Below are 24,595 nucleotides of genomic sequence, written 5' to 3' on the forward strand. Positions count from 1 at the left end.
TGATGGGAGGTTCCATGGGCGGACCGCGTATTTCCTTCTATAACCTGGCCTGGCGCTGGCACTTCTATGCCGGGCTGTTCGTTGCGCCATTCATGATTCTGCTGGCACTCACCGGGATCATCTACCTGTTCAAGCCACAGCTCGACCCGCTGATGTACCGCGAGCTGATGGTGGTCGAAGGCGGCCACCATCGCCAAAACGCCGACGCGCTGCTGGCGCAGGTTCAGCAGGCTTATCCACAGGGCCACGTCGGCCAGTACCTGCCGCCGCTGAACAGCGAGCGCAGCACGCAATTCGTGGTGCATGACGGCGGCCGTGAGCTGAACGTGTTCGTCGATCCGTACAACGCCAAGGTGCTCGGCGAGCAGGACGCCAAGCAGAACTTGCAGGCCATCGCCCGTGCCCTGCATGGCGAGCTGATGGTCGGCACCGTCGGCGACCGGCTGGTGGAACTGGCCGCTGGCTGGGGCATTGTGCTGGTGGTGTCGGGGCTGTACCTGTGGTGGCCGCGCGGGCGCAGCAGTGCCGGCGTGCTCTGGCCGCGCTTTGCCTCGCGCGGCAGGCTGCTGTGGCGCGACCTGCATGCGGTCAGCGGCTTCTGGGGATCGGCGCTGTTGCTGCTGATGCTGCTCAGCGGCATGACCTGGACTGGCATGTGGGGCAAGCAGTATGCCGATCTGTGGAACCGCTTCCCGGCGGCGATGTGGAATGACGTGCCCAAGTCGGACCAGCAGGCGCGGGTGCTCAACCAGGCGCATCGGCAGACCGTGCCCTGGGCGATGGAGAACACGCCGATGCCGCAGTCCGGCGCCCATGCCGAACACGCCGGGCACCACATGATGTCGAGCAAGCCAGCGGCGCCGCAGGTCAGCTTGCAGCAGGTCGAGGACATTGCCAGCAGCCGCCAGGTCGAGCCCGGCTACAGCATCACCCTGCCGACCACCGCCGACGGCGTGTATACCATTGCGGTGTTTGCTGATGATCCCCGCAACGACGCGACCCTGCATGTCGACCAGTACACCGGCCAGGTGCTGGCCGATGTGCGCTGGCAGGACTACAGCCCGGTCGCCCGCGCGACTGAGCTGGGCGTGATGCTGCATGAGGGCAAGATGTTTGGCGCGTTCAACCAGATCGTGATCTTGCTGGTGTGCCTGATGATTCTGCTCGGTTCGGTGAGCGGTCTGGTGATGTGGTGGAAGCGCCGGCCTGAGGGTGGCCTGGGGGTGCCGCCGCTGCGCCATGATTTGCCGCGCTGGAAGACGGCGACAGTGGTGATGCTGGTCTTGGGCGTCGCGTTTCCGTTGGTGGGGGTGTCAATGCTGGTGATGTGGGTGGTTGATCGTTGCGTGGTGAGGCGGCGGATGGTGGTTCGGGCTTGAGAGAGCCGGGGCCGCTTTGCGGCCCCAGGCTGCCACGCAAAACTCGTGTCGATCTGTCACGCCCCGATCTGGAACGGGCGTGTTAGCCTACTCGGCTAGCAAAAAAAGACTGAACCAATAATGGAATGCAGCCAATGACCGTGACCTCCACCCCCGAGCCAGATGATCAGCATCTGCAACGCAACCTGAGCAACCGCCACATTCAGCTTATCGCCATCGGTGGCGCCATCGGCACCGGCCTGTTCATGGGTTCGGGCAAGACCATCAGCCTTGCTGGCCCGTCGATCATCTTCGTCTACATGATCATCGGCTTCATGCTGTTCTTCGTCATGCGGGCGATGGGCGAGCTGCTGCTGTCGAACCTCAACTACAAGTCCTTCATCGACTTCTCGGCCGACCTGCTCGGGCCCTGGGCCGGTTACTTCACCGGCTGGACCTACTGGTTCTGCTGGGTCGTCACCGGTATCGCCGACGTGGTCGCGATCGCCGCCTACACCCAGTTCTGGTTCCCTGACCTGCCGCAGTGGATCCCGGCGCTGAGCTGCGTGGCGCTGCTGCTGTCACTGAACCTGGTGACGGTGAAGATGTTCGGCGAGATGGAATTCTGGTTCGCCCTGATCAAGATCGTCGCCATCCTCGGCCTGGTCGCCACCGGCCTGTATATGGTCATCACCGGCTTCCAGTCGCCCACTGGCAGCACTGCGCAGCTGGCCAACCTGTGGAACGATGACGGCATGTTCCCCCATGGCCTGATGGGCTTCTTCGCCGGTTTCCAGATCGCCGTGTTCGCCTTTGTCGGTATCGAGCTGGTCGGCACCACCGCCGCCGAAGCGAAAGACCCGGAGCGCACCCTGCCGCGGGCAATCAACTCGATCCCGATCCGCATCATCGTCTTCTACGTGCTGGCCCTGATCGCGATCATGGCAGTGACGCCGTGGCGCGACGTGGTGCCGGGCAAGAGCCCGTTCGTCGAGCTGTTCGTCCTCGCCGGCCTGCCTGCTGCGGCCAGCATCATCAACTTCGTGGTGCTGACCTCGGCCGCCTCGTCGGCCAACAGCGGCGTGTTCTCCACCAGCCGCATGCTGTTCGGCCTGGCCCAGGAAGGCGATGCACCGAAGGCCTTCGAGAAGCTCTCGCGCCGCGCGGTCCCGGCCAACGGCCTGTTCTTCTCCTGCGCCTGCCTGCTGCTGGGCGCGGTGTTGATCTACCTGGTGCCGAACGTGATCGAAGCCTTCACCCTGGTGACCACGGTGTCGGCGGTGCTGTTCATGTTCGTCTGGACGCTGATCCTGCTGTCGTACCTGAAGTACCGCAGCCAGCGCCCGGCGCTGCATCAAAGCTCGATCTACAAGATGCCCGGCGGGCGCTTCATGTGCTACGTGTGCCTGGTGTTCTTCGCCGCGATTCTGGTGCTGCTCAGCCTTGAGGCCGACACCCGCTCGGCGCTGGTAGTGACGCCGATCTGGTTCCTGCTGCTGGCAGTGACCTACCAGTTCGTGCGCAGCAAGCGCCAGCCGCGGGCCGCAATGGACCGCTGACTGCTTGGGGCCGCCCAGCGGCCCCAATACCGTGCACGCCTCGGGCGCCAGCACCAAGCTGGACCCAGCAACCCCACCCTTCCCCCGCAAAGCCCCGAAAACCGGGGCTTTGGCCGTGTCCGAAAAGCGGGCACAGCGCTTGCAATGTCTCCTGCAGAGTCGCCAACAGCATAAAAAACTCAGCGGAGAGAGCACATGAAGCGTCGCAGTCTGATCAAGGCCTTTACCCTTAGCGCATCGATTGCGGCGATGGGCCTGAGCTGGAGTATCCAGGCCGCCGAGACCATCAAGGTCGGCATCCTGCATTCGCTGTCGGGGACCATGGCCATTTCCGAGACCTCGCTCAAGGACATGGCGTTGATGACCATCGACCAGATCAACGCCAAGGGCGGGGTCAATGGCAAGATGCTCGAAGCGGTGGTGGTCGACCCGGCTTCCAACTGGCCGCTGTTCGCAGAGAAAAGCCGCCAGTTGCTGACCCAGGACAAGGTCGCGGTGGTGTTCGGCTGCTGGACGTCGGTGTCGCGCAAGTCGGTGCTGCCGGTGTTCGAGGAGCTCAATGGGCTGCTGTTCTACCCGGTGCAGTACGAAGGTGAAGAGATGTCGCCAAACGTCTTCTACACCGGCGCGGCGCCTAACCAGCAAGCGATCCCGGCGGTGGAATACGTGATGAGCGAAGACGGCGGCAGCGCCAAGCGCTTCTTCCTGCTCGGCACCGACTATGTCTACCCGCGCACCACCAACAAGATTCTGCGGGCCTTCCTGCACAGCAAAGGTGTGGCCGACAAGGACATAGAAGAGGTGTACACGCCGTTCGGCCACGCTGATTATCAGACCATTGTCGCCAACATCAAGAAGTTCTCTGCCGGCGGCAAGACTGCGGTGATCTCCACCGTCAACGGCGACTCCAACGTGCCGTTCTACAAAGAACTGGCCAACCAGGGCCTGAAGGCCACCGACGTACCGGTAGTGGCGTTCTCGGTGGGCGAAGAGGAGCTGCGCGGTATCGACACCAAGCCGCTGGTCGGCCACCTGGCGGCGTGGAACTACTTCGAGTCGGTGGATAACCCGGTCAACCAGAAGTTCGTCGCGGACTGGAAGGCCTACGCCAAGGCAAAAAATCTGCCGGGCGCCGACAAGGCGGTGACCAACGACCCGATGGAAGCCACCTATGTCGGTATCAATATGTGGGCGCAGGCGGTTGATAAGGCCAAGTCCACCGATGTCGACAAGGTCCGCGAAGCGCTGGCCGGACAGACCTTTGCCGCGCCGTCGGGCTACACCCTGACCATGGACAAGACCAACCACCACCTGCACAAGCCGGTAATGATCGGCGAGATCCAGGATGACGGTCAGTTCAGTGTGGTCTGGGAGACCGAGCAGCCCCTGCGTGCGCAACCGTGGAGCCCGTTCATTCCTGGCAACGACAAGCGTCCGGATTATGCGGTGAAGGGTAACTAAGTGACGGGGGCCGCTCTGCGGCCCTTTCCTGTAGGAGCGGCCTTGTGTCGCGATCGAGCGCGCAGCCCTCGCCTCCCCCTGACACAACAGGATCAACCAATGCTCAGATTCCTGCTCGCCCTGCTCCTGCTGCTGCCGCTGGCAACCCAGGCCAGCGAGGGCGACCTCTTCTACGCTGCCAAGCCCGCAGACCAGGCCCGCCTGCTGCAGGACTGGGCAGCCCAGCCAGAGCCTGCGCGGCTGGCGCTGCTGACCGCGCTGAAACAAGGCCGGATCGCCGACGGCGACACGCGCAAGCTGCGCCTGAACAACCGTCTGCGCGGCCTGATCGACAATGCCCTGGCCAGCCATCAGTTGCTCAGCGATGACGCCCGCGTGCGGCTGGCCGCGGCTGGCGAACTGCAACGCAGCGCCCAGCCGGCACAGGTGGCGTTTCTCGACCGGCGCTTCGCCAATGAGTCAGACCCAGCGGTGCATGCCGCTCTGGGCCTGGCCCTGGCCAACCTGCAACTGGTCGCCAGCGAGCCCTCGGTACGCCTGGCCGCCGTGCGTCTGCTCGGCGAAACCGGCGACCCTTTGGCCCGCACCCGTCTTGAAGCGCTGTTGCAGCCCGGTGTCGAGACCGACGCCGCCGTGCGCACCGCCGCCGAAACCAGCCTGGCCCAGGTCAAGCGCAAGCTGCTGATCGGTGAACTGCTCGGGCAGGCCTTCAGCGGCCTGTCGCTGGGCTCGATCCTGCTGCTGGCAGCACTGGGCCTGGCGATCACCTTCGGCTTGCTTGGGGTGATCAACATGGCCCACGGCGAGATGCTCATGCTCGGCGCCTACAGCACCTACATGGTCCAGGTACTGCTGCAGCGCTACGCGCCAGGCGCCATCGAGTTCTACCCGCTGATCGCCCTGCCGGTGGCGTTCGCCGTCAGTGCCGGGGTCGGTATGGCGCTGGAGCGCACAGTGATCCGTCATCTGTACGGTCGCCCACTGGAAACCCTGCTGGCGACCTGGGGCATCAGCCTGATCCTGATCCAGGCGATCCGCCTGCTGTTCGGCGCGCAGAACGTCGAGGTAGCCAACCCGGCGTGGCTGTCCGGCGGGATTCAAGTGCTGCCGAATCTGGTACTGCCCTACAACCGCATGGTGATCATCGGCTTTGCCCTGGCGGTGGTGCTGCTCACCTGGCTGCTGCTCAACCGCACTCGGCTGGGGCTGAACGTGCGCGCGGTCACCCAGAACCGCAACATGGCTGCCTGCTGCGGGGTTTCCACCGGCCGCGTCGACATGCTCGCCTTCGGCCTTGGCTCGGGCATCGCCGGCCTTGGCGGGGTGGCCCTGAGCCAGGTCGGCAACGTCGGCCCGGACCTTGGCCAGAGCTACATCATCGACTCGTTCCTGGTGGTGGTACTCGGTGGCGTCGGCCAGCTTGCCGGCACGCTGTGGGCCGCGTTCGGCCTGGGCATCGCCAACAAACTGCTCGAGCCGCAGATCGGTGCGGTGCTGGGCAAGATCCTTATCCTTGCGCTGATCATCCTGTTCATTCAGAAGCGCCCGCAAGGCTTGTTCGCTCTCAAGGGACGGGTAATCGACTGATGAACCAGCCACTGCTTGTAACCGCCGCACAAAAGGCCGGGCCGCGCCTGTCGCTGGCCATCGGCATCGTTGTTGTCCTGCTTTTGCTGGCCTTGCCGCTGTTGTCGCTGCTACCCGCAGAGCACTCGTTGCAGGTCTCGGCCTACACCCTGACGCTGGTCGGCAAGATCCTTTGTTACGCCATTGTCGCGCTGGCGCTGGACCTGGTGTGGGGCTATGCCGGCATGCTTTCGCTGGGGCATGGATTGTTCTTCGCCCTCGGCGGCTACGCCATGGGCATGTACCTGATGCGCCAGGCGGCGGGTGACGGCCTGCCGGCGTTCATGACCTTTCTGTCGTGGACCGAGCTGCCCTGGTTCTGGACCGGCACCCAGCACTTGGCCTGGGCGCTGTGCCTGGTAGTGTTGGCGCCGGGCCTGCTCGCGCTGGTGTTCGGTTGGTTCGCCTTCCGCTCACGGATCAAGGGCGTGTACTTCTCGATCATGACCCAGGCACTGACCTTTGCCGGCATGCTGCTGTTCTTCCGGAACGAAACCGGCTTTGGCGGCAACAACGGCTTCACCAACTTCCGCACCATTGCCGGCTTCGACGTCGCCGCGCAAGGCACCCGGGCGGTGTTGTTCCTGCTCACCGTCGGCCTGCTGCTGGCCAGCCTGTACCTGTGCTGGCGGCTGACCCAGAGCAAGTTCGGCCGCCTGCTGACGGCACTGCGTGATGCGGAAAACCGGCTGATGTTCTGCGGCTATGACCCGCGCGGTTTCAAGCTGCTGGTGTGGGTGCTCAGCGCCGTGCTGTGCGGCCTGGCCGGGGCGTTGTACGTACCGCAGGTGGGCATCATCAACCCCAGTGAAATGTCGCCGACCAACTCCATCGAGGCTGCCGTATGGGTAGCACTGGGCGGACGCGGCACGTTGATCGGGCCACTGCTCGGAGCGGGCCTGGTCAATGGCATGAAGAGCTGGTTCACCGTGGCCTTCCCGGAGTTCTGGCTGTTCTTCCTCGGCGCGCTGTTCATCATCGTCACCCTGTACCTGCCCAAAGGCGTGGTCGGCCTGTTGAAGAAAAGGAACCAGCCATGAGAGGCATCCCACCGGTACACCCGGAATTCATGCTCGAACCGGTATTCGACCAGATCGGCGCCGGGCGCGATGCGATCGGCCTCGGCCAGCGCCGCGGCATAGGCCTGGATGTGCGCCACGGCACGGTGCTGAGCCTGGAAGACATCAGCGTCAGCTTCGATGGTTTCAAGGCGCTCAATGCGCTGAACCTGTACATCGGGGTTGGCGAGCTGCGCTGCATCATCGGCCCCAATGGTGCCGGCAAGACCACCATGATGGACGTGATCACCGGCAAGACCCGCCCGGACACCGGCACGGCGTTTTTCGGCGACACCCTCGACCTGACCCGCATGAGCGAATACCAGATCGCCCAGGCCGGCATAGGTCGCAAGTTCCAGAAGCCGACGGTGTTCGAGGCGCTGACCGTCTGTGAAAACCTCGAACTGGCGCTCAAGACCGACAAGTCGGTATGGGCTAGCCTGGCCTCGCGGCTGTCATCCGAGCAGCGCGAGCGCATCGACTCAGTGTTGACCCAGTTGCGCCTGCTGCCCTTGGCCCAGCGCCAGGCCGGGCTGCTGTCGCACGGGCAAAAACAGTTTCTGGAAATCGGCATGCTGTTGGTCCAGGAGCCGCAACTGTTGCTGCTCGATGAGCCGGTGGCAGGCATGACCGACGCCGAAACCGAATTCACTGCCGAGCTGTTCAAGGGCCTCGCGCGCAGCCATTCGCTGATGGTGGTGGAGCACGACATGGGTTTTGTCGGCAGCATCGCCGACCACGTCACCGTGCTGCACCAAGGCAGCGTGCTGGCCGAAGGCTCGCTGGAGCAGGTGCAGGCGGATGAGCGGGTGATCGAGGTTTACCTGGGCCGCTGATCGTTGTTTGCCAACAGACCGCGCCAACCGTTGCGCTCAAGGATTTGCACATGCTGAAAATCGATACCCTGCATCAGTACTACGGCGGCAGCCATATCCTGCGTGGCCTGTCATTCGAGGCCAAGATCGGTGAAGTGACCTGTCTGCTCGGGCGCAATGGGGTCGGCAAGACTACCTTGCTGCGCTGTTTGATGGGGCTGGTGCCGGCGCGGGAAGGCAGCGTGCACTGGGAAGACCAGCCGATCACCACGCTCAAGCCGCAGCAGCGGGTGCATGCCGGCATCGCTTATGTGCCACAAGGGCGGGAGATCTTTGCCCGGCTGACCGTTGAAGAAAACCTGCTGATGGGCCTGTCACGTTTCCCGGCCCGCGGGGCGCGGGAGGTGCCGGCGTTTATCTACGAACTGTTCCCGGTGCTCGAGCAGATGAAGCAGCGCCGTGGCGGTGACTTGTCCGGCGGCCAGCAACAGCAGCTGGCCATCGGTCGTGCCCTGGCCAGCCGGCCACGCTTGCTGATCCTCGACGAGCCTACCGAAGGCATCCAGCCGTCGGTGATCAAGGAAATCGGCGCGGTGATCCGCAAGCTGGCCGACCGCGGCGACATGGCCATTTTGCTGGTCGAGCAGTTCTATGATTTTGCCGAGGAGCTGGCCGATCAGTACCTGGTGATGGCCCGCGGCGAGATCATCCAGCAAGGCCGTGGCGAAAACATGCAGGCCGAAGGTGTGCGCGGGTTGGTAACCATTTAATCTGCAGGCAATCCTTCTGCGAGACGTTGTCATGAGCTACCCGATTCGCGATGCCCAGGCTGCCGATGTGCCGGGCATTCTCGCCATCTACAACGATGCCGTGCGCAATACCACGGCGATCTGGAACGAGACCCCGGTGGACCTGGCCAACCGCCAGGCCTGGTTTGCGGCGCGGGCTGAGCAGGGCTATCCGATTCTGGTGGTAGCCGATGACAGCGGCGTGCTGGGCTATGCATCGTTTGGCGACTGGCGCCCGTTCGAGGGTTTTCGGCACACCGTCGAGCATTCGGTGTATGTGCGCGATGATCAACGCGGCAAGGGCCTGGGGCCGTTGCTGATGGCGGCACTGATCGAGCGTGCGCGCGGCTGCGGCAAGCATGTGATGGTTGCTGCGATCGAGAGCGGCAATGCAGCGTCGGTGCGGTTGCATGAGCGGCTGGGGTTCGTTGTGACCGGGCAGATGCCGCAGGTCGGCATCAAGTTTGGTCGCTGGCTGGATCTGACCTTCATGCAGCTGATCCTGAACCCCGCGCACCTGTAGGAGCGGCCTTGTGTCGCGAAAGGGTCGCGCAGCGGCGCCAAAATTTCAGCTCCGCCGCTGACATCGCCGGGCCCGCTTTGCGGGCCTTTCGCGACACAAGGCCGCTCCTACAGGCCACGCGCCAGCCGATAGTTCTGCGGCGGATCACATCTGGGTAAACCGCCCCAAACGCTGGCGCAGCATGGTGTTCTCGCTGCGCAGGTGCTGCACTTCTTCCAGCAACTCCAGCGCCAGCGCCACGCCTTCCCACTCCAGTTCCAGCTCCTGATGCAGCTTGACCGCGCGCTTGAGCGTTACCGGCGCGCGGTCGTCGAACAGCCAGTCTTCCGGCGTTCGCCCCGATGGTTGAACAATGCCGTGCTCGACGATTTCGATCACCCAGTCAGCCGTGATATTGGCTTCCTGGCAGAGGGTGCGCATGTCCAGTTGAACGATCAGGGTGCTGCTCATGATCAACTACTCCATTGAGTCCTCGGGTTGAACGCGGCCTTCTCGGCAAGCTTGGCCCACAGTTCACGGGTGGTGTCGTCCGACTGGGTCGGCATGACCACCTTCAATTGCGCGTACAGATCACCGCGCTCGCCCTGCTTGTTGCTCAAGCCCATGCCTTTGACGCGCAGGCGCTGGCCGCTCTGGCTGTCGGGGCGGATGGTCAGGTTGATCTTGCCGGTCAGGGTCGGTACCGCGACCTTGGTGCCCAGCGCGGCTTCCCACGGCGCCAGCGGCACGGTGATGATCAGGTCATGGCCTTCGACATCGAACAGCGGATGCGGCGCCATGCGAATGGTCAGGAACAGGTCGCCATTGGCACCACCGCCAACCCCTGGCGCACCCTGGCCCTTGAGGCGGATGCGCTCGCCGTCGGTGACCCCGGCCGGGATCTTGACGTTGAGGGTCTTGGTGGTGAACCCGGTGCGCTGCCCGGCGGCGTTGGTCTGCGGGATCTGGAAGCTGATCTGCTTGGACTCTTTGTTCAGGGTCTCCTCAAGGAAAACCGCCAGCTCCAGTTCCACGTCCTGCCCTCGTCTGCCCGCACTGCGTTGCTGTTGCTGCTGTCCGCGTCCGAACGGGCTGCCGCCACGTGCGCCAAAGATCGAGCTGAAGAAGTCGGAGAAGTCGCCGCCTTCGAAACCATTGTCCGCGCCAGCGCCGCGACCCTGCCAGCCGGGCGGGGCCTGGAACGGCCGGCCGTGCTGGCCGCCATACTTGCGGATCTCGTCGAATTCAGCGCGTTTCTGCGCGTCACCAAGCACTTCGTAGGCCTCGTTGGCCTCTTTGAACTTGTCCTCGGCATCGCGCTCCTTGCTGACATCGGGGTGATACTTGCGGGCCAGCTTGCGGTACGCGGCCTTGATCGCCTTGTCGTCCGCGGTGGGCTCTACGCCGAGTATCTTGTAATAGTCTTTGAAGTCCATCTATGGATCACCAGTGTGAATTTGCGTGTTGCATCTGAAGATAGGGACCAAGCATAGCCTTTCAAGGGCGGTTTGGGGTTGCCGTGGAGCAGACGACTGGTCTTGATTCTGCTGGCAAAGGGCATAAACTGCGCGGCCGTTTTGCCTCCGGAAGTAAATTGTCCATGTCCGACGTATCCCCGGCCCGTGCCCTGGGCATCGATTTTGGCACCTCCAACTCCACGGTCGGCTGGCACCGCCCTGGTGCCGAGTCGCTGATCGCCCTCGAGCAAGGCAAGATCACCTTGCCCTCGGTGGTGTTCTTCAATATCGAAGAGCGTCGCCCGGTGTACGGCCGCCTGGCCCTGCACGAATACCTCGAAGGCTACGAAGGGCGCTTGATGCGCTCGCTCAAAAGCCTGCTCGGTTCCAAGCTGATCAAGCATGACACCAGCGTGCTCGGCACTGCCCTGCCGTTCAAGGACCTGCTCGGGATGTTCATCGGCGAGCTGAAAAAACGCGCCGAAGCTGACGCCGACCGCAGCTTCGAGCAAGTCGTGCTGGGCCGCCCGGTATTCTTCGTCGACGATGACCCGGCGGCCGACCAGGAAGCCGAAGACACCCTCGCCGACGTAGCGCGCAAGATCGGCTTCAAGGACGTGTCGTTCCAGTACGAGCCGATCGCGGCAGCGTTCGACTACGAGTCCGGCATCAGCCGCGAAGAGCTGGTACTGATCGTCGATATCGGCGGTGGTACCTCCGACTTCACCCTGATTCGCCTGTCGCCCGATCGCCACCATCTGGCCGAGCGCCAGAGTGACATTCTCGCCACCGGCGGTGTGCACATTGGCGGTACCGACTTCGACAAGCAGTTGAGCCTGCAAGGCGTGATGCCGCTGTTCGGCTACGGCAGCAAGATGAAGAGCGGTGCGCTGATGCCGACCAGCTACCACTTGAACCTGGCCACCTGGCACACCATCAACGCCGTGTATTCGCAGAAATCACAGCTGGCGCTGGGCAACATGCGCTATGACATCGAAGACGCGCTGGGCATCGATCGTCTGTTCAAGCTGATCGAGCAGCGTGCCGGGCACTGGCTGGCGATGGAGATCGAGGCCAGCAAGATCGAGCTGACCGACCAGCCCAGCCGCCAGATCGACATGCGCCGGGTCGAACCGGAACTGACCGTCGAGCTGACCCGCGCGTTGTTCGAAGACGCCATTGGCGGCCTGCTGCAACGGGTCCGCGGCAGCGTCAGCGAATTGCTGAACAAGGCTGGCGTCACTGAGGGCCAGGTCGACACGGTGTTCTTCACCGGCGGCTCCAGCGGCATCCCGGCGCTGCGCAACAGCGTCGCGGCGATGCTGCCCAATGCCCGCCACGTCGAAGGCAATATCTTCGGCAGCATCGGCAGCGGCCTGGCGATCGAAGCGCGCAAGCGTTACGGCGCGCTGTAAGCCTCAGCGCAAGCCTGGCAGCACGTTAGCGCGTGCTGTCAGGCCTGCCCCTCACACCAGCTCGGCGCGGCGCAGCTCACTCTTCAGATACGCATAATAGATCGGCCCGGCCACCACACCCGGCAAGCCGAATGCTGCCTCGAAAACCAGCATCGCCAGCAGCAACTCCCACGACTTGGCCCTGATCTGGCCGCCGACGATCCGCGCGTTGAGGAAGTACTCGACCTTGTGGATCACGATCAGATAGCCCAACGCCGCCAACGCCACCCAGATCGACAGCGACAAGCCGACAATGGTGATCAGCGTGTTCGACATCAGGTTGCCGATCACCGGCAGCAGGCCGAGCAGGAAGGTCAGCACGATCAGGGTCTTGGTCAGCGGCAGGTGTACGCCGAACAGCGGCAGCACCACTGCGAGGAAGATCCCGGTGAAGAAGGTGTTGAGCAGCGAGATCTTGATCTGGGCGAAGACGATATTGCGAAACGCCTGCACCAGCAGCGCCAGCCGTTCGAACATCGCCGCTGCCAGTGGCTTGCGCCGGGAGATATCGGGGATGCGCTGCAAGGCAACGATGGCACCGAGGATCATCCCGATCAGCAGGGTGACGAACATGTGCGCCATGCCCTTGCCAACCAGCTGCAATTCACCGAGGTGGCTCCTCAGCCATTCGCCAATCGCCACCTTGAACTCGGCCGCACTGGCCGGCAGGTAGCCTTCGATGAACGGTGGCAACTGGCTACGCGCCTGCTCCACCAGCAGCATGAACTTGTCCAGCGAGGCGCCAGGGTTCTCCGCTTCATGCAGCAAGAAGCTGAACGCGCCCGCAATCAGCAACGTCAGGCTGATCACCACCAGCGTGCCCAGCAACGCCACCGCCAGCCAGCGCGCGCGCTGCCCGGCAATGATCGGCTGTAGCCGCGGGGTAAGCATATTGACCAGTTCGAACACCAGCAGGCCGGCGAGCAGGCTTGGCAACAACTTCAGTGGCAGGGCCAGCAACAGGCCGGCAAAGACGATGATCCAGCTGGCCAGGGTGACCTGGCGAGGGGTGAAAGTCATACAGCCTCAGGGGCAGACAGCGGAAAAGAATCGCAGTCTGCCAGCCTTCGGCGCGCAAACATAGATACAGCTCATTTCTTCTTCAGGCAGGTACTCATGAATGCTTTGCGCTCGTCACCCTTGAGGGTCTTCTCGGTGGCGGTGGCGTTGCAGCGGGTCATTTTCTCCTGCTGGGTGACCTTCAGGCACTTGCTCATGAATGCCTTGCGCTCATCACCCTTGAGGGTCTGCGCAGTGGCGTCGGCGTTGCAGCTCTTCATCTTTTCCTGCTGGGCGGTGGCGGCAAAGCCCTGCGCGCAGATCAACATGCCCAATACCAGCAATGGCGCTTGCAGTCGCTTCATGGAGTGGTCTCCTTGTTCCGCGCCCAATGCACGGATCCAAGCCTGAGTGTAGCCAACTATTTCCGCGTGCCAGCGCCATCAGAGCCCCGCGGCTTTCAAGCGCGCGGCGTGCTCGGTAAACAGCCGCACCGGCTCAGCCCCCTTGCCCACCGCACCAAGTGACTGGTTGACGATGTCCAGATGATCCAGCGGGTGGTCATCGCCCAGCACCTGGCCCAGGTGCGAACTGTTGCGCCCGACCATGCCGTCGCACTGGCCTTTCTCGCGGACGAAGCTGCGGGCGAACAGGCGACAAAAGCGGTTGCTGCCGTCAAAGCGGTTGCGGCCCTGGTCGGTCAAGCCTGGCTGCAGCGTGCCCGACCACGAGTAGTAGCGTACGCCATTGACCTCATAGGCGCCCTCGCCGCCCCATTCCTGCGGCAGGCCCTGTGGATAAGCCTGGTTGAACAGCGCCACACCCGCGCAGGTCAGCGACTGATGCGACGCGTGCACGTCGATCGGCAGCCGCTCACGGCGCCAGCCTGTTTCCAGCCAGCCCATCAACCGCGCCAGGCCGTGCAACACGACGCGCAGCACACGCCCTTTAAGCGAGTGCCCGGGCGCCGTGCGTTCGAGGTGGTCGGCCAGCTCCGAGCCGTGATTGGGCCCGGCCACCGACGTCACCGAGGCAACCCGGTCTGGCCGCTTGGCAGCGGCATAGCGCGCGCTGAGTGCGCCCTGGCTGTGGCCGATCAGGTTGACCTTGGCGGCGCCGCTGCGCTGGCAGATGTCTTCGATGATCGCCAACAGCTGCTCGCCACGCACCTCGCTGGAATGCAGCGGCGACACCTGCACCGGATAGACCTTGGCACCGCCGCGGCGCAGCGCCGACACGATGCCGAACCAGTAGGGATAAACCAGCAGCCGGACAAAACCGAGCATGCCCGGCACCAGCACCACCGGGTATCGCGTCGCCAGATCCTGTTTCATTGCCGTTCTCCTCGGGTTTGGCCGTGCGCCAACACTAACGCGGGGTAGATGACAGCCACAATCGAACTCCTGAGCCGCGCTGCGGTTCCAATCCTGCACACACCCTGAGCAAGGAGCGGGACCATGTACAAACAGACTTTGGCAATCCTTCTGGCCAGCGCAACCCTGGCCGCCTGCGGCAGCCGTCCGGAAAACCCGGTGGACTACGTTACCTACCGTGACGAGCCGCTGGTCAAGCAGGTCGAGAACGGCATGACCATGCAGAAGGTAATCGCCATCGGTGGCAGCCCGTCGATGGTCATTGACCTGCCCAACGGCGGCACCTGCAACGACTACATCCTCAACCGTGATGGCCATCAACAGCCCTACTACGTGCGCTTCGATGCCACCGGCCACGTCGATGCCAAAGGCTTCAAGACCTGCAAACAACGAGAAGAAGACACGAAAGCCGCAACTGGCGCGTGAGTCTTCCTGAAGCCCTGACAACCCTGATATCTCGGAGATAAGCATGAGCAACGTTGAACTGACCGATAAACACACCTTGCGCGAACGCGCCCGCCAGCACGTTGAAGACGGCGCCGTGACCGAAGGCTATAGCGCCGACCGCGAGAAGATCATCCAGCTGCTCAACGAGTCGCTGGCAACCGAGCTGGTCTGCGTACTGCGCTACAAGCGCCACTACTTCATGGCCAGCGGGATCAAGGCGGCAGCAGCAGCTGACGAGTTTCTTGAGCACGCCACCCAGGAAGCCGAACACGCCGACAAATTGGCCGAGCGTATTGTCCAGCTGGGCGGCGAGCCGGACTTCAACCCGGACAACCTGAGCAAGAACTCCCACGCGCAGTACGTCGCGGGCAACTCGCTCAAGGAGATGGTGCTGGAAGACCTGGTGGCTGAACGCATCGCTGTCGACAGCTACCGCGAGATCATCCAGTACATCGGCGAGAGCGACCCGACCACCCGGCGCATCTTCGAAGACATCCTGGCCCAGGAAGAAGAGCACGCCGACGACATGGCCGACCTGCTCAAGGGTCTGTGATTCGCTAGCCTCTGGCCTCTGCCCGCAACCTGCGGTGCAGAGGCCGATAACGAACCTGCCTTACTTCTTCGTCTTGACCTCAGCCGGCGCCTTGCCGGCTTTCATTTGCTCAAGCAATGGCGTGCATTGATTCTGCTCGCCGTCACCCGGTGCAATCAGCGCCAGCAGCCCTGCTGCCGGGCCAATTGCAACGCCCAGGGCAACCATGCCGGCACCGCGCAGGGCCAGCGGCAGCGCTTGCACACCGGCGCTGGGTTTGACGAACTTGCCGCGCACATACAGCGGCGAGCGCAGCGAGAACAGGCGCAGGCCCTTGGACTCCGGGGTGACCTTCAGGTCGAGCTGTTCACTGGCGAAGTTGACCGTGCCATCGACATAGATGATCGCGTTCTCGGTATCGAAGACAAACACGCGCGTGCTCGCCAGGCCGTCCTTGATGCCGACATCGGCGGCCGCGCAGTTGATCTGCACATCCTTGTCGCCGAATAATTTGCCGACCACATAGTTACCGACGTTGAGGCCGGCCAGTTCCATCAGCTCACGGCTGATCGCGCCATCGTTGATCAGCATGCGCATGTCGCCGTTGGCGGTGCCGAGCAGCGCCGCAACCGAATTGCCACGGCCGCTGATATCGGCATCGCCGTTGAGCTGGCCAAAGCTGGTCTGCATCGGCGCAAAGCCTGGGAACAGTTCCTTGAGCTTGAAGCCACGCGCGGTCAGCCGGGCCCGGCCCTGCATCGGCACGTTACGGCCATCCAGGCGGATGTTGGCGGCGAGATTGCCCCCGGCTACGCCAAAGCGCAGCGGCTGCAGGCGCAACAGGCCGTCATCGAGGATCAGGTGCACGGCCAGGTCGTTGAACGGCAGCTTGGAGCTGTGCACGATGCGCTTGCCGCTGAAGCTGACGTCGGCATCCATTGCCCGCCAGCGCTCGGTCCGAAACTCTTCGACCGGCAGCACTTTGTCGCCTGGCTGCTTGCTGGCACCGCCACGGGCCTTTTGCTCGGCGTTGGAGTCAGCGCCGATCAACGGCGCAAGGTCCTTGAACAGCAGCTGATTGGAGACCAGCTTGCCGCTCAGTTTGGGCCGCGGCTTGCTCGCGACAAAGGCCAGATCGCCATGAATGTCGCTGTCGCCGATCTTGCCGTTGAAACCTTCATAGCTGAACCGCGCACCCTCGGCAGCGTGCAGGTTGGCCAGCAGATGGCCGTCGGTGGAGTACGCAGGTGTGTCCGGCAGGGTCACGCCAGTCAGCGGGTAGAGGTTGCCCAGGCTAGCGCCGGACAGCTTCAGGCGCAGGTCCAGCGCGCCCAGGTTACGCGGGTCGGTCAGGGTGCCGGCGACCACCACATGGGTGTCGGCAATACGCACGTCGGCCTGCAACGGGAACGGCTGGCTGGCGTCCTGCAGCGCCAGCAGGCCACCGATCTTGCCAGTGCCGGACACCGGCTGATCCTTGTAGCGGCCGCTGGCCTTGAGGCCAAAGGCGTAGTCCTGGGCGCCGGCGCTCTTCTCGGCACGGGCCTTGCCGACGATCTCGCTGAATGGGATTGGCTTGCCCAGCGGGTCGATCTGCACCTTCATGTCAGCCTTGAGGATCTGGTCGTTGTAGCTGACATTGCCCTGATCAAAACCGATGGCGCCGATATCCAGCACCCATTTCGACGGTTCGGCGTTTTCATCCTTTGGCCCGAAATCGAACGTCCAGTTGGCGCGGCCATCGGCCAGGCGGGTCAGGCTGGCATTGGGTTTGGTCAGGTTGATGCGCGGGATGACAATGTGCTGAAAGATCAGCGGCAGCGGTGACAGACGAAATTCGACCTTCTCCAGGCCGACCATCTGCGGCTGTTTGAGCCACTCCGGGTTGCCCAGGGTCAGGTCCTCGGCAATGAAGTGCGGCCACGGCACCCAGGCGCGCCAGCCGCCTTCTTCAGGCTCGGTGCGCCATTTGACGGCGAGGTTGCCGTTGATGGCGAACGGTCGCTGCAAGGCGGCTGAGACTTTCTCGTTGAGCAGCGGCTTGGCGCGGTTCCAGTCGAAGGTGGCGATCACCACCACCAGGATCGCCAGCAAGGTGATCAGTGTGGCGAGGGTCCAGGTGATGATTCTGGCGGGGCGCGTCATTGCGTGATTCTCCTGACTGCATGGCTCATGGCGCCACGACGGTGACACTTAATAAGTGGGACTGATGAAAAGCCGCTGGGTTTAATCCATGGCGCATTCTAGCCAAGAATTTTCTGACGACCTCATCAGCTTTGCCGTGAGATTGACTGGTTACCAAGCTGCTCAGTGGCATGCGCGCGGAGCCGAAATGCCTGGGCTAGAGCCGCTGCTGCAACAGTATCAATCCTGTCGATTGTTACCATTATCCTTATGAACTTTTCTCTGGCGGTGCGGCGGGTAGCATTGGCTTCGTACCCACTTTCCAGCCCTCCAGAGGAGCGCCCTGATCATGAAACGCCAATTACTGCTTAGCCTTGCCCTGTCCATCGCAGCCACCAGTGCCTTCGCCTTGCCTGGTCAGGAGCAGCACCTGACCGCCGAGTCGCGCTCCAGCGACGCGGCCGCCGTGCAGCCTTTGAACACCCTTGCCGAAGGTGGCTCGGATCGTCTGATCGAACGCAGTGGCCGTGTCGCCGAAGGTGGCTCTGATCGCCTGATCGAACGCAGTGGCCGCGTCGCTGAAGGTGGCTCGGACCGCCTGATCGAGCGCAGTGGCCGTGTTGCCGAAGGTGGCTCGGACCGTCTGATCGAGCGCAGTGGCCGAGTAGCCGAAGGTGGCTCGGATCGTCTGCTTGAACTCAGCCGTGTGAGCTGATTGCCATGGCAGAAAAGGTCGATCCTCGATATTGCGCCTGCTACCCTCCAAGCCCGGTCCATTGACCGGGCTTTGTTTTTTTATCCAGAATAACCCCGTCGTACAGCCACAGAAGCCTGCCCCATGCTGCCTCGCGCCGAACAGAAGCTCCAGACCCGTCAAGCCTTGCTGGACGCTGCCTGCCAGTTGATGGAGAGCGGCCGTGGCTTTGGCAGCATCAGCCTGCGTGAAGTGGCCAAGACCGCCGGCATCGTGCCCACCGGTTTCTATCGGCACTTCCCCGACATGGACGCGCTCGGGCTGGCCCTGGTCGAAGAAGTCGACGCGACCTTCCGCCACGCGATCCGCCTGGTGCGGCAAAACGAATTTGAAATGGGTGGCATCACCGATGCCTCGGTACGCATATTTCTCGACATGGTCGCCGCGCACCGCACTCAGTTCCTGTTTCTCGCCCGCGAGCAATACGGCGGCTCGCAGCCGGTGCGCCAGGCAATCGCTCGCCTGCGCCAGCACATCAGTTCCGACCTTGCCACTGACCTCGGCCTGATGCCGCGCTGGAAGCACCTTGATGCGGCAGCCTTGGAAGTGATGGCCGACCTGGTGGTCAAGACCGTGTTCGCCACCTTGCCCGAGCTGATCGACAGCCCGGACCCGCACACCGCCCAGCCGCTCAGCGCGCAGGAGAAGATCACCCAGCAGCTGCGTTTCATCTTTGTCGGTGCACGCCACTGGCAGGGTTTGAGCACCCCTGGCTGACGGCGCCTGGCCGCTAGCTGCTATCATGGCGCCCTGCCCGATTGCGACGAGCGTTGCCATGTCCGACCCCCGCCCTACCCTGCCCGAGCTGAGCACCCGCCTGGCGCGTTTCCGTCAGCACTTCGCTGAACGCATCGTGCCACTGTGGCAAGGCCCAGGCTGGAACGACGAACTGGCCCTGCCCTTCGAAGCCCTCGATGAACAGCACCAGCCACTGCCCGTGCAGCGCTACCGGGCGATGGCCGTCGCGCGTCAGTTGTACCTGTTCAGCAGCCGTATCGAGCAAGCCGGCGCCGCCGAGCGCGCCGCAGCATTGTTCCGTTCGCTGCAGCGCCACTTCCACGATGCCGAGCACGGCGGCTGGTTCTACAGCGTAGACGCCGCCGGCAAGCCGCTGGACCGGCGCAAGGACCTGTACACCCATGCGTTCATCGTGTTCGCCTGCGCGCATTACTGGGGCAAGGTGCAGGAGGGGCTGGTCGAAGCCACACTGAACGCAGCGCTGGAAGTGGTAGCCGAACGCTTCGCGCGCGACGATGGCCTGTATGAAGCAAACCTGGGCGAAGACTGGGCCGACCTGGGCAGCGGATCGCTGCAAAACCCGCAGATGCACCTGGCCGAGGCCTTCCTGCAAACCCTCGCAGTACGCGACGATCAGGACGTGCAGCAAGCGTTGCTGCAACTGTGTGAGGCGCTGCAAACGCACTTCATCGAGCCCGAGCACGGTCTGATGCTGGAAAAACCGCGCGGCGCTGTGGATAACTGGTTCGAACCTGGTCATCAGTTCGAGTGGTTCTACCTGCTCGAAACATCGCCGCTGCTCAACAGCAGCGCGCTGCATGGGTCGATCGCCCGTGGCTTTGACTACGCCGAGCGCCATGGCGTGATCGATGCGGCGGTACTCGCCAGCCTGGATATCAATGGCAAGGTGCTCGACCCAACCCAGCGTATCTGGGCCAAGGCAGAATACCTGCGCGCGTTGGCATTGCGCCCGGGCAGTGAGCAGCAGCTGTTGCAACAGCTACGCTCGCTGGAGGACAAGTTCCTGCATGCAGGCGGCTGGCGCGAATGCCTGGACGCCACCGGCGCGGTCAGCCGGCACGACATGCCGTCGACCACGCCCTATCACCTGGCGACCTGCCTGCAAGGGCTGGACGCGCTGGCCTGACGGTTACGCGTCGCACCAAGGGGCCGCAGGCCGGCCCCGTTGCTGCGCTCAGCCTTTGGGCGAGCGATCGATCGAGAACCCAGCCCAATCCTGACTCACCGGCATCAACTCAAGGCTGTTGATGTTGATGTGCGCCGGCTGGTTGAGAATCCAGAAGATGGTCTCGGCGATGTCCTGCGGCTGGATCGCTTCGGCGCCAGCGTAGGTTGCATCGTACTTGGACTGATCGCCACCGAAGCGCACCAGCGAAAACTCGCTTTCGCACAGGCCTGGCTCGATGTTGCTGACCCGCACGCCAGTGCCACGCAGGTCGCAGCGCAAGCTCAGCGAGAACTGACCGACAAACGCCTTGGTGCCGCCATAGACGTGGCTGCCAGGGTATGGATAGTTACCCGCCACCGAACCCACGTTGAGGATCGACGCGCCACGACCATGAGCGATCAGCCGCGGCAGGAGCAGGCGAGTGGTGTACATCAGGCCCTTGATGTTGGTATCGACCATGGTGTCCCAGTCGTCCAGGTCGCACTTCTGCGCAGGGTCTGCACCCAGTGCCAGGCCTGCGTTGTTGACCAGCCCGCGCAGCTTGTCGAACGCCGGCGGCAGGTTGGCGATGGCCTGCTCCATTGCCGCGCGGTCGCGCACGTCGACCACGATGCCATGCACGTCGGTCTTGGCCGACAACTCGGCGCACAGCGCATCCAGGCGTTCTTTACGTCGGCCGGTCAGGACCAGCTTCCAGCCTGCGTCAGCAAAAAGGCGGGCGGTGGCCTCGCCGAAACCGGAAGTGGCGCCCGTGATGAATACGGTAGACGTCATGCTGTTCTCCTTCGCAATGGGGTGTCGTCGGCAGGCCTTGAAGCATGCCCGTGGCCGGCCCAGCCAGCAAGCCGTTTAAGCGACTGGTCAAAAAACGTACACATTGCGCAAAGCCTTGCCGTATAAGGCCCGGTGCAGGCTATGCGCATGTTATCCACAGGGCTTTCCCCACCGATTGGGGGCAACTTGCAACCAGCTTAGACGCGGTCTCTGTAGGAGCGGCCTTGTGTCGCGAAAGGGTCGCGTAGCGGCCCCAGCAGTTCTGCGGCGTTGCCTAAATCGTGGGGCCGCTACGCAGCCCTTTCGCGACACAAGGCCGCTCCTACAGGGTCAGCGTGCACCCTATAAAGGTTAAGTCGAGCAAAGCCATGCTAGCTGCCACTTGCAGCAGTCTGTCCAAGGCTTTTGCACAGAGTTATCCACAGACTGATCAGGCGCGAAACCCATCCGCTGCAGGGCTAATCAGGGCGCCGTTACAGGTATCCAAAGGGCATTGATCAAAATATGATCAAACCTCTACAAGCCTTGATTACAAAGGGCTGCAACAGAGTGCCACCATGTTGTCCACAGGCAGTTCCACACGATCCGTGGACAAGTTTCTACCTATGCAAACAAGGGCTTGGCGAGGGATTCGAAGAAGCGAAATCAATGGTGTGCGACAAGTTGTCCACATTTGCTGAAAGAAGGGGCCGCATGGCGGCCCCTGACCATCAATGGCCGCCAAGATAGGCGTTGCGCACATCCTCGTTGACCAACAGCTCCTGGCCGGTGCCGGTCATGCGGATCTCGCCGTTGACCATCACATAGGCGCGGTCCGACAGCTTCAAGGCATGGTTGGCGTTCTGCTCCACCAGAAAGATGGTCATGCCGCTCTGGGCCAGCTCGCGCAGGGTGGCAAAGATCTGCTTGACCACTATCGGCGCCAGGCCCAACGATGGCTCATCGAGCAGCAGCAGTTTGGGCCGGCTCATCAGCGCGCGGGCGATTGCCAGCATCTGCTGCTCGCCGCCAGACATGGTCATGGCCCGCTGGCTGCGGCGCTCCTTGAGCCGCGGAAACAGCTCGTACATACGCTGCATGTCTTCGCTGGCGTGCTTGTCGCCGATGGGGATGGTGCCCATCATCAGGTTCTCCTCGACGGTCATGTCGGGGAACACCCGGCGCCCTTCCGGCGATTGGGCAATGCCGTTGGAAGCGATGAAGTGCGGCGATTTGCGGGTGATGTCGGTGCCGCGATAAAGGATTTGCCCGGATGCTGCCCGTGGCTGGCCAAAGATCGACATCAGCAACGTCGACTTGCCGGCACCGTTGGCGCCGATCAGGCTGACCGTCTCGCCCTCGTTGATGTGCATCGAGACCTTTTTCAGGGCCTGGATCGGCCCGTAGAACACGTCCAGCTCCTTCAGCTCGAGAATGGGTGCACTCATACCAGTTCCTCTTCATCTGCACCCAGGTAGGCGGCGATCACCGTCGGGTTGTGGCGAATTTCCTGCGGCGCGCCTTGCGCGATCACCGTACCGTGGTCGAGCACGACGATATGGTCGGAGATGCTCATGACCATGCCCATGTCATGCTCGATCAGCACGACGGTGATGTCGTGCTCGTCGCGCAGCACGCGGATCATCCGGCTCAGTGCTTCGGTTTCCTGCGGGTTGAGGCCGGCGGCCGGTTCGTCCAGACAGATGATCTTGGGCCGGGTACACATGGCCCGGGCGATCTCCAGGCGGCGCTGCTGGCCGTACGATAATTCGCCAGCCAGGCGGTTGGCACAGTCGACCAGGTCGACCACTTCGAGCCAGTAGAAAGCGTGGTCCAGCGCATCGCTTTCAGCTTTGCGGTAGCTCTTGGTGTTGAGCACGCCGGCGAGCAGATTGCGGTTGACCCACATGTGCTGCGCCACCAGCAGGTTCTCCACCACGGACATTTCCTTGAACAGGCGAATGTTCTGGAAGGTCCGCGCCAGCCCGGCGCGGTTGACCAGGTGGGTGCCGCCGAACATCTTGTAGTACACGCGACTGGCAAAACGCGCCGGCGACACGAAGTCGCTGGGCTGGAAGCGCTCGCCCAGCAACTGGATCACGTCGGTCTGGTTTCCGCGCAGGTTGAGCTGGATGCGCCCGCCGCTGGCCTTGTAAAAGCCGGTCAGGCAGTTGAACACGGTGGTCTTGCCGGCGCCGTTGGGGCCGATCAAGGCAAAGATCTGGTTGCGCCTGACCTGCAGGCTGACGTCGCTCAATGCCTTGATGCCGCCAAACTGCATCATCAGGTGTTCGACCGAGAGAATGACTTCGTCGCTCATGGCGCCACTCCTTTACGCGGGACTACCCCGGTGCGGCTGATCCGGATCAGCCCACGCGGTCGCCAGATCATCATCAGCACCATCAGTACCCCGAACAGCAGCACGCGGTATTCCGAGAAGCTGCGCAGCAGCTCGGGTGCCACGGTCAACACGAACGCCGCAATCACCACGCCAACGGTCGAGCCCATGCCGCCCAGCACCACGATGGCGAGGATCAACGCCGACTCGAAGAAGGTGAACGAGGACGGGTTGACGAAGCCTTGGTAAGTGGCAAAGAACACCCCCGCCAGGCCCGCGGTAGAAGCGCCCAGGGTGAATGCCGAGAGTTTCACCAGCACGTGGTTAAGCCCCATCGAGCGGCAGGCGATCTCGTCTTCGCGCAGCGCTTCCCAGGCGCGGCCAACCGGCATCCGGGTCAGCCGATGTTTGATGTACAGCACCGCCAGCACGACCAGGAACAGCACGATGTAGATGAACAGGAATTTCACGTTGGGGTTGTAGTCCAGACCAAAGAACTCATGGAACGGCACCCCGCCGTCCTTGGCCCGGCGGCCAAACTCCAGGCCGAAGAAGGTCGGTGATGGCGCCGGCATACCGTTCGGCCCGCCGGTGAAGGACAGCCAGTTGTTCAGCACCAGGCGGATGATCTCGCCAAAGCCCAGGGTCACGATCGCCAGGTAGTCGCCGTGCATGCGCAATACCGGAAAGCCCAATATGCAGCCGGCCAGTGCCGCTGCAATGGCGGCCAGCGGCAACACCGTCCAGAAGCCCAGGCCGAGGTACTGGTAACCAAGCGCCAGGCCGTAGGCGCCGATGGCATAGAACGCCACGTAGCCAAGGTCGAGCAAGCCGGCCAGGCCGACTACGATGTTCAGGCCAAGGCCCAGCAACACGTAGATCAGGCCGAGAATCACCACCGTCAGCAGGTACTTGTTGGCGAAGATCGGGAACACGATGGCGATCACGATCAGCGCCGGAATGATGTAGCGCAGCCGCGACTTGTAGTCCGGCGCCAGCACATGCACGCCCGAGCCACCACTGTCGAAGCCCTGCAGCATGCGCTGGCCGGTGCCGCTCTGGAAGAACAGGCTGAGCACGAAGCGCCCGACCATCACCGCGCCGACCAGCCAGGCCACACGGGCGGGCTCGGCGTTGAAGGTATAGCCATCGAGCACCACGCCGACCACCGGGCCGAACACGATCAGGGCAAGCAGGCCGGCGACGATGGTCTCGATCAGGCTGCGTTTGATATCAAAACCGGAAGAAGCAGAATTGGCAGCAGACATGT

At 63.1% G+C, this 24,595-nt stretch carries 24 protein-coding genes; 14 read left to right on the forward strand and 10 right to left on the reverse strand.

Annotated features, from left to right (window positions below; genetic code table 11):
- The first annotated feature begins 14 nt into the window (after nucleotides 1–14).
- From ACIOAU_RS08035 to ACIOAU_RS08070, 8 genes are all read left to right on the forward strand, one after another.
- The gene (locus tag ACIOAU_RS08035; RefSeq protein WP_401181242.1) at nucleotides 15–1,379 is read left to right on the forward strand and encodes a PepSY-associated TM helix domain-containing protein; all 1,365 of its coding nucleotides are present in this window, start codon (nucleotides 15–17) and stop codon (nucleotides 1,377–1,379) included.
- A gap of 134 nt (nucleotides 1,380–1,513) precedes the next feature.
- The gene (cycA, locus tag ACIOAU_RS08040) at nucleotides 1,514–2,917 is read left to right on the forward strand and encodes a D-serine/D-alanine/glycine transporter (RefSeq protein WP_150571350.1); all 1,404 of its coding nucleotides are present in this window, start codon (nucleotides 1,514–1,516) and stop codon (nucleotides 2,915–2,917) included.
- 195 nt (nucleotides 2,918–3,112) lie between these two features.
- On the forward strand, nucleotides 3,113–4,378 hold the full coding sequence (urtA, locus tag ACIOAU_RS08045) for an urea ABC transporter substrate-binding protein (protein WP_181107323.1): 1,266 nt from the start codon (nucleotides 3,113–3,115) through the stop codon (nucleotides 4,376–4,378).
- 99 nt (nucleotides 4,379–4,477) lie between these two features.
- Nucleotides 4,478–5,965 carry an urea ABC transporter permease subunit UrtB gene (urtB, locus tag ACIOAU_RS08050; RefSeq protein WP_101316026.1) on the forward strand — a complete coding sequence of 496 codons (1,488 nt, stop codon included), beginning with the start codon at nucleotides 4,478–4,480 and terminating at the stop codon, nucleotides 5,963–5,965.
- Nucleotides 5,965–7,044: an urea ABC transporter permease subunit UrtC gene (urtC, locus tag ACIOAU_RS08055; protein ID WP_312388293.1), complete on the forward strand. Its 1,080-nt coding sequence runs from the start codon at nucleotides 5,965–5,967 to the stop codon at nucleotides 7,042–7,044. Before urtB ends, urtC begins: the two co-directional genes overlap by 1 nt.
- Nucleotides 7,041–7,898, forward strand: a complete 858-nt coding sequence (urtD, locus tag ACIOAU_RS08060; protein ID WP_150572859.1) for an urea ABC transporter ATP-binding protein UrtD — start codon at nucleotides 7,041–7,043, stop codon at nucleotides 7,896–7,898. Before urtC ends, urtD begins: the two co-directional genes overlap by 4 nt.
- Before the next feature lie 50 nt (nucleotides 7,899–7,948).
- Entirely contained in the window at nucleotides 7,949–8,647 is a 699-nt protein-coding gene (urtE, locus tag ACIOAU_RS08065; RefSeq protein ID WP_401181248.1) for an urea ABC transporter ATP-binding subunit UrtE, read from the forward strand.
- A gap of 31 nt (nucleotides 8,648–8,678) precedes the next feature.
- Nucleotides 8,679–9,188, forward strand: a complete 510-nt coding sequence (locus tag ACIOAU_RS08070; RefSeq protein ID WP_150572861.1) for a GNAT family N-acetyltransferase — start codon at nucleotides 8,679–8,681, stop codon at nucleotides 9,186–9,188.
- Nucleotides 9,189–9,332: 144 nt separating this feature from the next.
- Here ACIOAU_RS08070 and ACIOAU_RS08075 read toward each other — a convergent pair whose 3' ends face one another.
- Both ACIOAU_RS08075 and cbpA read right to left on the reverse strand, forming a co-directional pair.
- Nucleotides 9,333–9,638, reverse strand: a complete 306-nt coding sequence (locus ACIOAU_RS08075; RefSeq protein ID WP_150571347.1) for a chaperone modulator CbpM — start codon at nucleotides 9,636–9,638, stop codon at nucleotides 9,333–9,335.
- A gap of 2 nt (nucleotides 9,639–9,640) precedes the next feature.
- Nucleotides 9,641–10,603 carry a curved DNA-binding protein gene (gene cbpA / locus ACIOAU_RS08080; protein WP_150571346.1) on the reverse strand — a complete coding sequence of 321 codons (963 nt, stop codon included), beginning with the start codon at nucleotides 10,601–10,603 and terminating at the stop codon, nucleotides 9,641–9,643.
- A 164-nt stretch (nucleotides 10,604–10,767) separates the two neighbouring features.
- On the opposite strand from cbpA, the gene ACIOAU_RS08085 reads away from it, so the two are divergent.
- Complete coding sequence (locus ACIOAU_RS08085) at nucleotides 10,768–12,039, forward strand: Hsp70 family protein (protein ID WP_312388292.1); 1,272 nt, start codon at nucleotides 10,768–10,770, stop codon at nucleotides 12,037–12,039.
- A gap of 51 nt (nucleotides 12,040–12,090) precedes the next feature.
- On the opposite strand, the gene ACIOAU_RS08090 is transcribed toward ACIOAU_RS08085, so the two are convergent.
- The 3 genes from ACIOAU_RS08090 to ACIOAU_RS08100 form a co-directional block, all read right to left on the reverse strand.
- On the reverse strand, nucleotides 12,091–13,098 hold the full coding sequence (locus ACIOAU_RS08090; RefSeq protein ID WP_101316010.1) for an AI-2E family transporter: 1,008 nt from the start codon (nucleotides 13,096–13,098) through the stop codon (nucleotides 12,091–12,093).
- Nucleotides 13,099–13,169: 71 nt separating this feature from the next.
- The gene (locus ACIOAU_RS08095) at nucleotides 13,170–13,442 is read right to left on the reverse strand and encodes a PsiF family protein (RefSeq protein WP_101316008.1); all 273 of its coding nucleotides are present in this window, start codon (nucleotides 13,440–13,442) and stop codon (nucleotides 13,170–13,172) included.
- Between the two features lie 78 nt (nucleotides 13,443–13,520).
- Nucleotides 13,521–14,411: a triacylglycerol lipase gene (locus ACIOAU_RS08100; protein WP_101316006.1), complete on the reverse strand. Its 891-nt coding sequence runs from the start codon at nucleotides 14,409–14,411 to the stop codon at nucleotides 13,521–13,523.
- A gap of 123 nt (nucleotides 14,412–14,534) precedes the next feature.
- Here ACIOAU_RS08100 and osmE point away from each other — a divergent pair, with 123 nt between their 5' ends.
- Nucleotides 14,535–14,876, forward strand: coding sequence for an osmotically-inducible lipoprotein OsmE (osmE, locus tag ACIOAU_RS08105; protein ID WP_150572865.1), 342 nt, complete (start codon nucleotides 14,535–14,537; stop codon nucleotides 14,874–14,876).
- Nucleotides 14,877–14,919: 43 nt separating this feature from the next.
- Complete coding sequence (locus ACIOAU_RS08110; RefSeq protein ID WP_101316002.1) at nucleotides 14,920–15,450, forward strand: bacterioferritin; 531 nt, start codon at nucleotides 14,920–14,922, stop codon at nucleotides 15,448–15,450.
- Between the two features lie 60 nt (nucleotides 15,451–15,510).
- On the opposite strand, the gene ACIOAU_RS08115 is transcribed toward ACIOAU_RS08110, so the two are convergent.
- Nucleotides 15,511–17,574, reverse strand: coding sequence for an AsmA family protein (locus ACIOAU_RS08115; protein ID WP_259074363.1), 2,064 nt, complete (start codon nucleotides 17,572–17,574; stop codon nucleotides 15,511–15,513).
- A gap of 328 nt (nucleotides 17,575–17,902) precedes the next feature.
- Here ACIOAU_RS08115 and ACIOAU_RS08120 point away from each other — a divergent pair, with 328 nt between their 5' ends.
- The 3 genes from ACIOAU_RS08120 to ACIOAU_RS08130 all read left to right on the forward strand — a co-directional run bounded on the left by ACIOAU_RS08120 (nucleotide 17,903) and on the right by ACIOAU_RS08130 (nucleotide 20,192).
- Entirely contained in the window at nucleotides 17,903–18,268 is a 366-nt protein-coding gene (locus ACIOAU_RS08120) for a hypothetical protein (protein ID WP_220632997.1), read from the forward strand.
- A gap of 123 nt (nucleotides 18,269–18,391) precedes the next feature.
- Complete coding sequence (fabR, locus tag ACIOAU_RS08125; RefSeq protein WP_101315997.1) at nucleotides 18,392–19,024, forward strand: HTH-type transcriptional repressor FabR; 633 nt, start codon at nucleotides 18,392–18,394, stop codon at nucleotides 19,022–19,024.
- A 58-nt stretch (nucleotides 19,025–19,082) separates the two neighbouring features.
- The gene (locus ACIOAU_RS08130) at nucleotides 19,083–20,192 is read left to right on the forward strand and encodes an AGE family epimerase/isomerase (RefSeq protein ID WP_401181258.1); all 1,110 of its coding nucleotides are present in this window, start codon (nucleotides 19,083–19,085) and stop codon (nucleotides 20,190–20,192) included.
- Nucleotides 20,193–20,240: 48 nt separating this feature from the next.
- Here ACIOAU_RS08130 and ACIOAU_RS08135 read toward each other — a convergent pair whose 3' ends face one another.
- The 4 genes from ACIOAU_RS08135 to livM all read right to left on the reverse strand — a co-directional run bounded on the left by ACIOAU_RS08135 (nucleotide 20,241) and on the right by livM (nucleotide 24,593).
- Nucleotides 20,241–21,008: an SDR family oxidoreductase gene (locus tag ACIOAU_RS08135; RefSeq protein WP_103435868.1), complete on the reverse strand. Its 768-nt coding sequence runs from the start codon at nucleotides 21,006–21,008 to the stop codon at nucleotides 20,241–20,243.
- A gap of 710 nt (nucleotides 21,009–21,718) precedes the next feature.
- Nucleotides 21,719–22,435 (reverse strand): ABC transporter ATP-binding protein, encoded by a 717-nt coding sequence (locus tag ACIOAU_RS08140; RefSeq protein WP_103435867.1) that lies wholly within the window; start codon nucleotides 22,433–22,435, stop codon nucleotides 21,719–21,721.
- Nucleotides 22,432–23,307 (reverse strand): ATP-binding cassette domain-containing protein, encoded by an 876-nt coding sequence (locus ACIOAU_RS08145; RefSeq protein ID WP_101315989.1) that lies wholly within the window; start codon nucleotides 23,305–23,307, stop codon nucleotides 22,432–22,434. Before ACIOAU_RS08145 ends, ACIOAU_RS08140 begins: the two co-directional genes overlap by 4 nt.
- Entirely contained in the window at nucleotides 23,304–24,593 is a 1,290-nt protein-coding gene (livM, locus tag ACIOAU_RS08150; RefSeq protein WP_101315987.1) for a high-affinity branched-chain amino acid ABC transporter permease LivM, read from the reverse strand. The genes ACIOAU_RS08145 and livM overlap by 4 nt, the downstream gene beginning before the upstream one ends.
- Nucleotides 24,594–24,595: the final 2 nt, after the last annotated feature.

Origin of the sequence: Pseudomonas sp. NPDC088322 (assembly GCF_044740745.1) — a bacterium.
Classification (GTDB): domain Bacteria; phylum Pseudomonadota; class Gammaproteobacteria; order Pseudomonadales; family Pseudomonadaceae; genus Aquipseudomonas; species Aquipseudomonas shirazensis.

Bases quoted from the DNA above. Each gene is read 5' to 3' on its own strand.
- ACIOAU_RS08075 (WP_150571347.1), bottom strand. From the start codon at position 9,638: ATGAGCAGCACCCTGATCGTTCAACTGGACATGCGCACCCTCTGCCAG.
- ACIOAU_RS08120 (WP_220632997.1), top strand. From the start codon at position 17,903: ATGAAACGCCAATTACTGCTTAGCCTTGCCCTGTCCATCGCAGCCACC.
- ACIOAU_RS08110 (WP_101316002.1), top strand. From the start codon at position 14,920: ATGAGCAACGTTGAACTGACCGATAAACACACCTTGCGCGAACGCGCC.
- ACIOAU_RS08085 (WP_312388292.1), top strand. From the start codon at position 10,768: ATGTCCGACGTATCCCCGGCCCGTGCCCTGGGCATCGATTTTGGCACC.
- ACIOAU_RS08140 (WP_103435867.1), bottom strand. From the start codon at position 22,435: ATGAGTGCACCCATTCTCGAGCTGAAGGAGCTGGACGTGTTCTACGGG.
- ACIOAU_RS08070 (WP_150572861.1), top strand. From the start codon at position 8,679: ATGAGCTACCCGATTCGCGATGCCCAGGCTGCCGATGTGCCGGGCATT.
- cycA (WP_150571350.1), top strand. From the start codon at position 1,514: ATGACCGTGACCTCCACCCCCGAGCCAGATGATCAGCATCTGCAACGC.
- ACIOAU_RS08095 (WP_101316008.1), bottom strand. From the start codon at position 13,442: ATGAAGCGACTGCAAGCGCCATTGCTGGTATTGGGCATGTTGATCTGC.
- fabR (WP_101315997.1), top strand. From the start codon at position 18,392: ATGCTGCCTCGCGCCGAACAGAAGCTCCAGACCCGTCAAGCCTTGCTG.
- urtE (WP_401181248.1), top strand. From the start codon at position 7,949: ATGCTGAAAATCGATACCCTGCATCAGTACTACGGCGGCAGCCATATC.
- ACIOAU_RS08090 (WP_101316010.1), bottom strand. From the start codon at position 13,098: ATGACTTTCACCCCTCGCCAGGTCACCCTGGCCAGCTGGATCATCGTC.
- ACIOAU_RS08130 (WP_401181258.1), top strand. From the start codon at position 19,083: ATGTCCGACCCCCGCCCTACCCTGCCCGAGCTGAGCACCCGCCTGGCG.
- ACIOAU_RS08035 (WP_401181242.1), top strand. From the start codon at position 15: ATGGGCGGACCGCGTATTTCCTTCTATAACCTGGCCTGGCGCTGGCAC.
- ACIOAU_RS08115 (WP_259074363.1), bottom strand. From the start codon at position 17,574: ATGACGCGCCCCGCCAGAATCATCACCTGGACCCTCGCCACACTGATC.
- urtC (WP_312388293.1), top strand. From the start codon at position 5,965: ATGAACCAGCCACTGCTTGTAACCGCCGCACAAAAGGCCGGGCCGCGC.
- cbpA (WP_150571346.1), bottom strand. From the start codon at position 10,603: ATGGACTTCAAAGACTATTACAAGATACTCGGCGTAGAGCCCACCGCG.
- livM (WP_101315987.1), bottom strand. From the start codon at position 24,593: ATGTCTGCTGCCAATTCTGCTTCTTCCGGTTTTGATATCAAACGCAGC.
- osmE (WP_150572865.1), top strand. From the start codon at position 14,535: ATGTACAAACAGACTTTGGCAATCCTTCTGGCCAGCGCAACCCTGGCC.
- ACIOAU_RS08100 (WP_101316006.1), bottom strand. From the start codon at position 14,411: ATGAAACAGGATCTGGCGACGCGATACCCGGTGGTGCTGGTGCCGGGC.
- urtD (WP_150572859.1), top strand. From the start codon at position 7,041: ATGAGAGGCATCCCACCGGTACACCCGGAATTCATGCTCGAACCGGTA.
- ACIOAU_RS08145 (WP_101315989.1), bottom strand. From the start codon at position 23,307: ATGAGCGACGAAGTCATTCTCTCGGTCGAACACCTGATGATGCAGTTT.
- ACIOAU_RS08135 (WP_103435868.1), bottom strand. From the start codon at position 21,008: ATGACGTCTACCGTATTCATCACGGGCGCCACTTCCGGTTTCGGCGAG.
- urtB (WP_101316026.1), top strand. From the start codon at position 4,478: ATGCTCAGATTCCTGCTCGCCCTGCTCCTGCTGCTGCCGCTGGCAACC.
- urtA (WP_181107323.1), top strand. From the start codon at position 3,113: ATGAAGCGTCGCAGTCTGATCAAGGCCTTTACCCTTAGCGCATCGATT.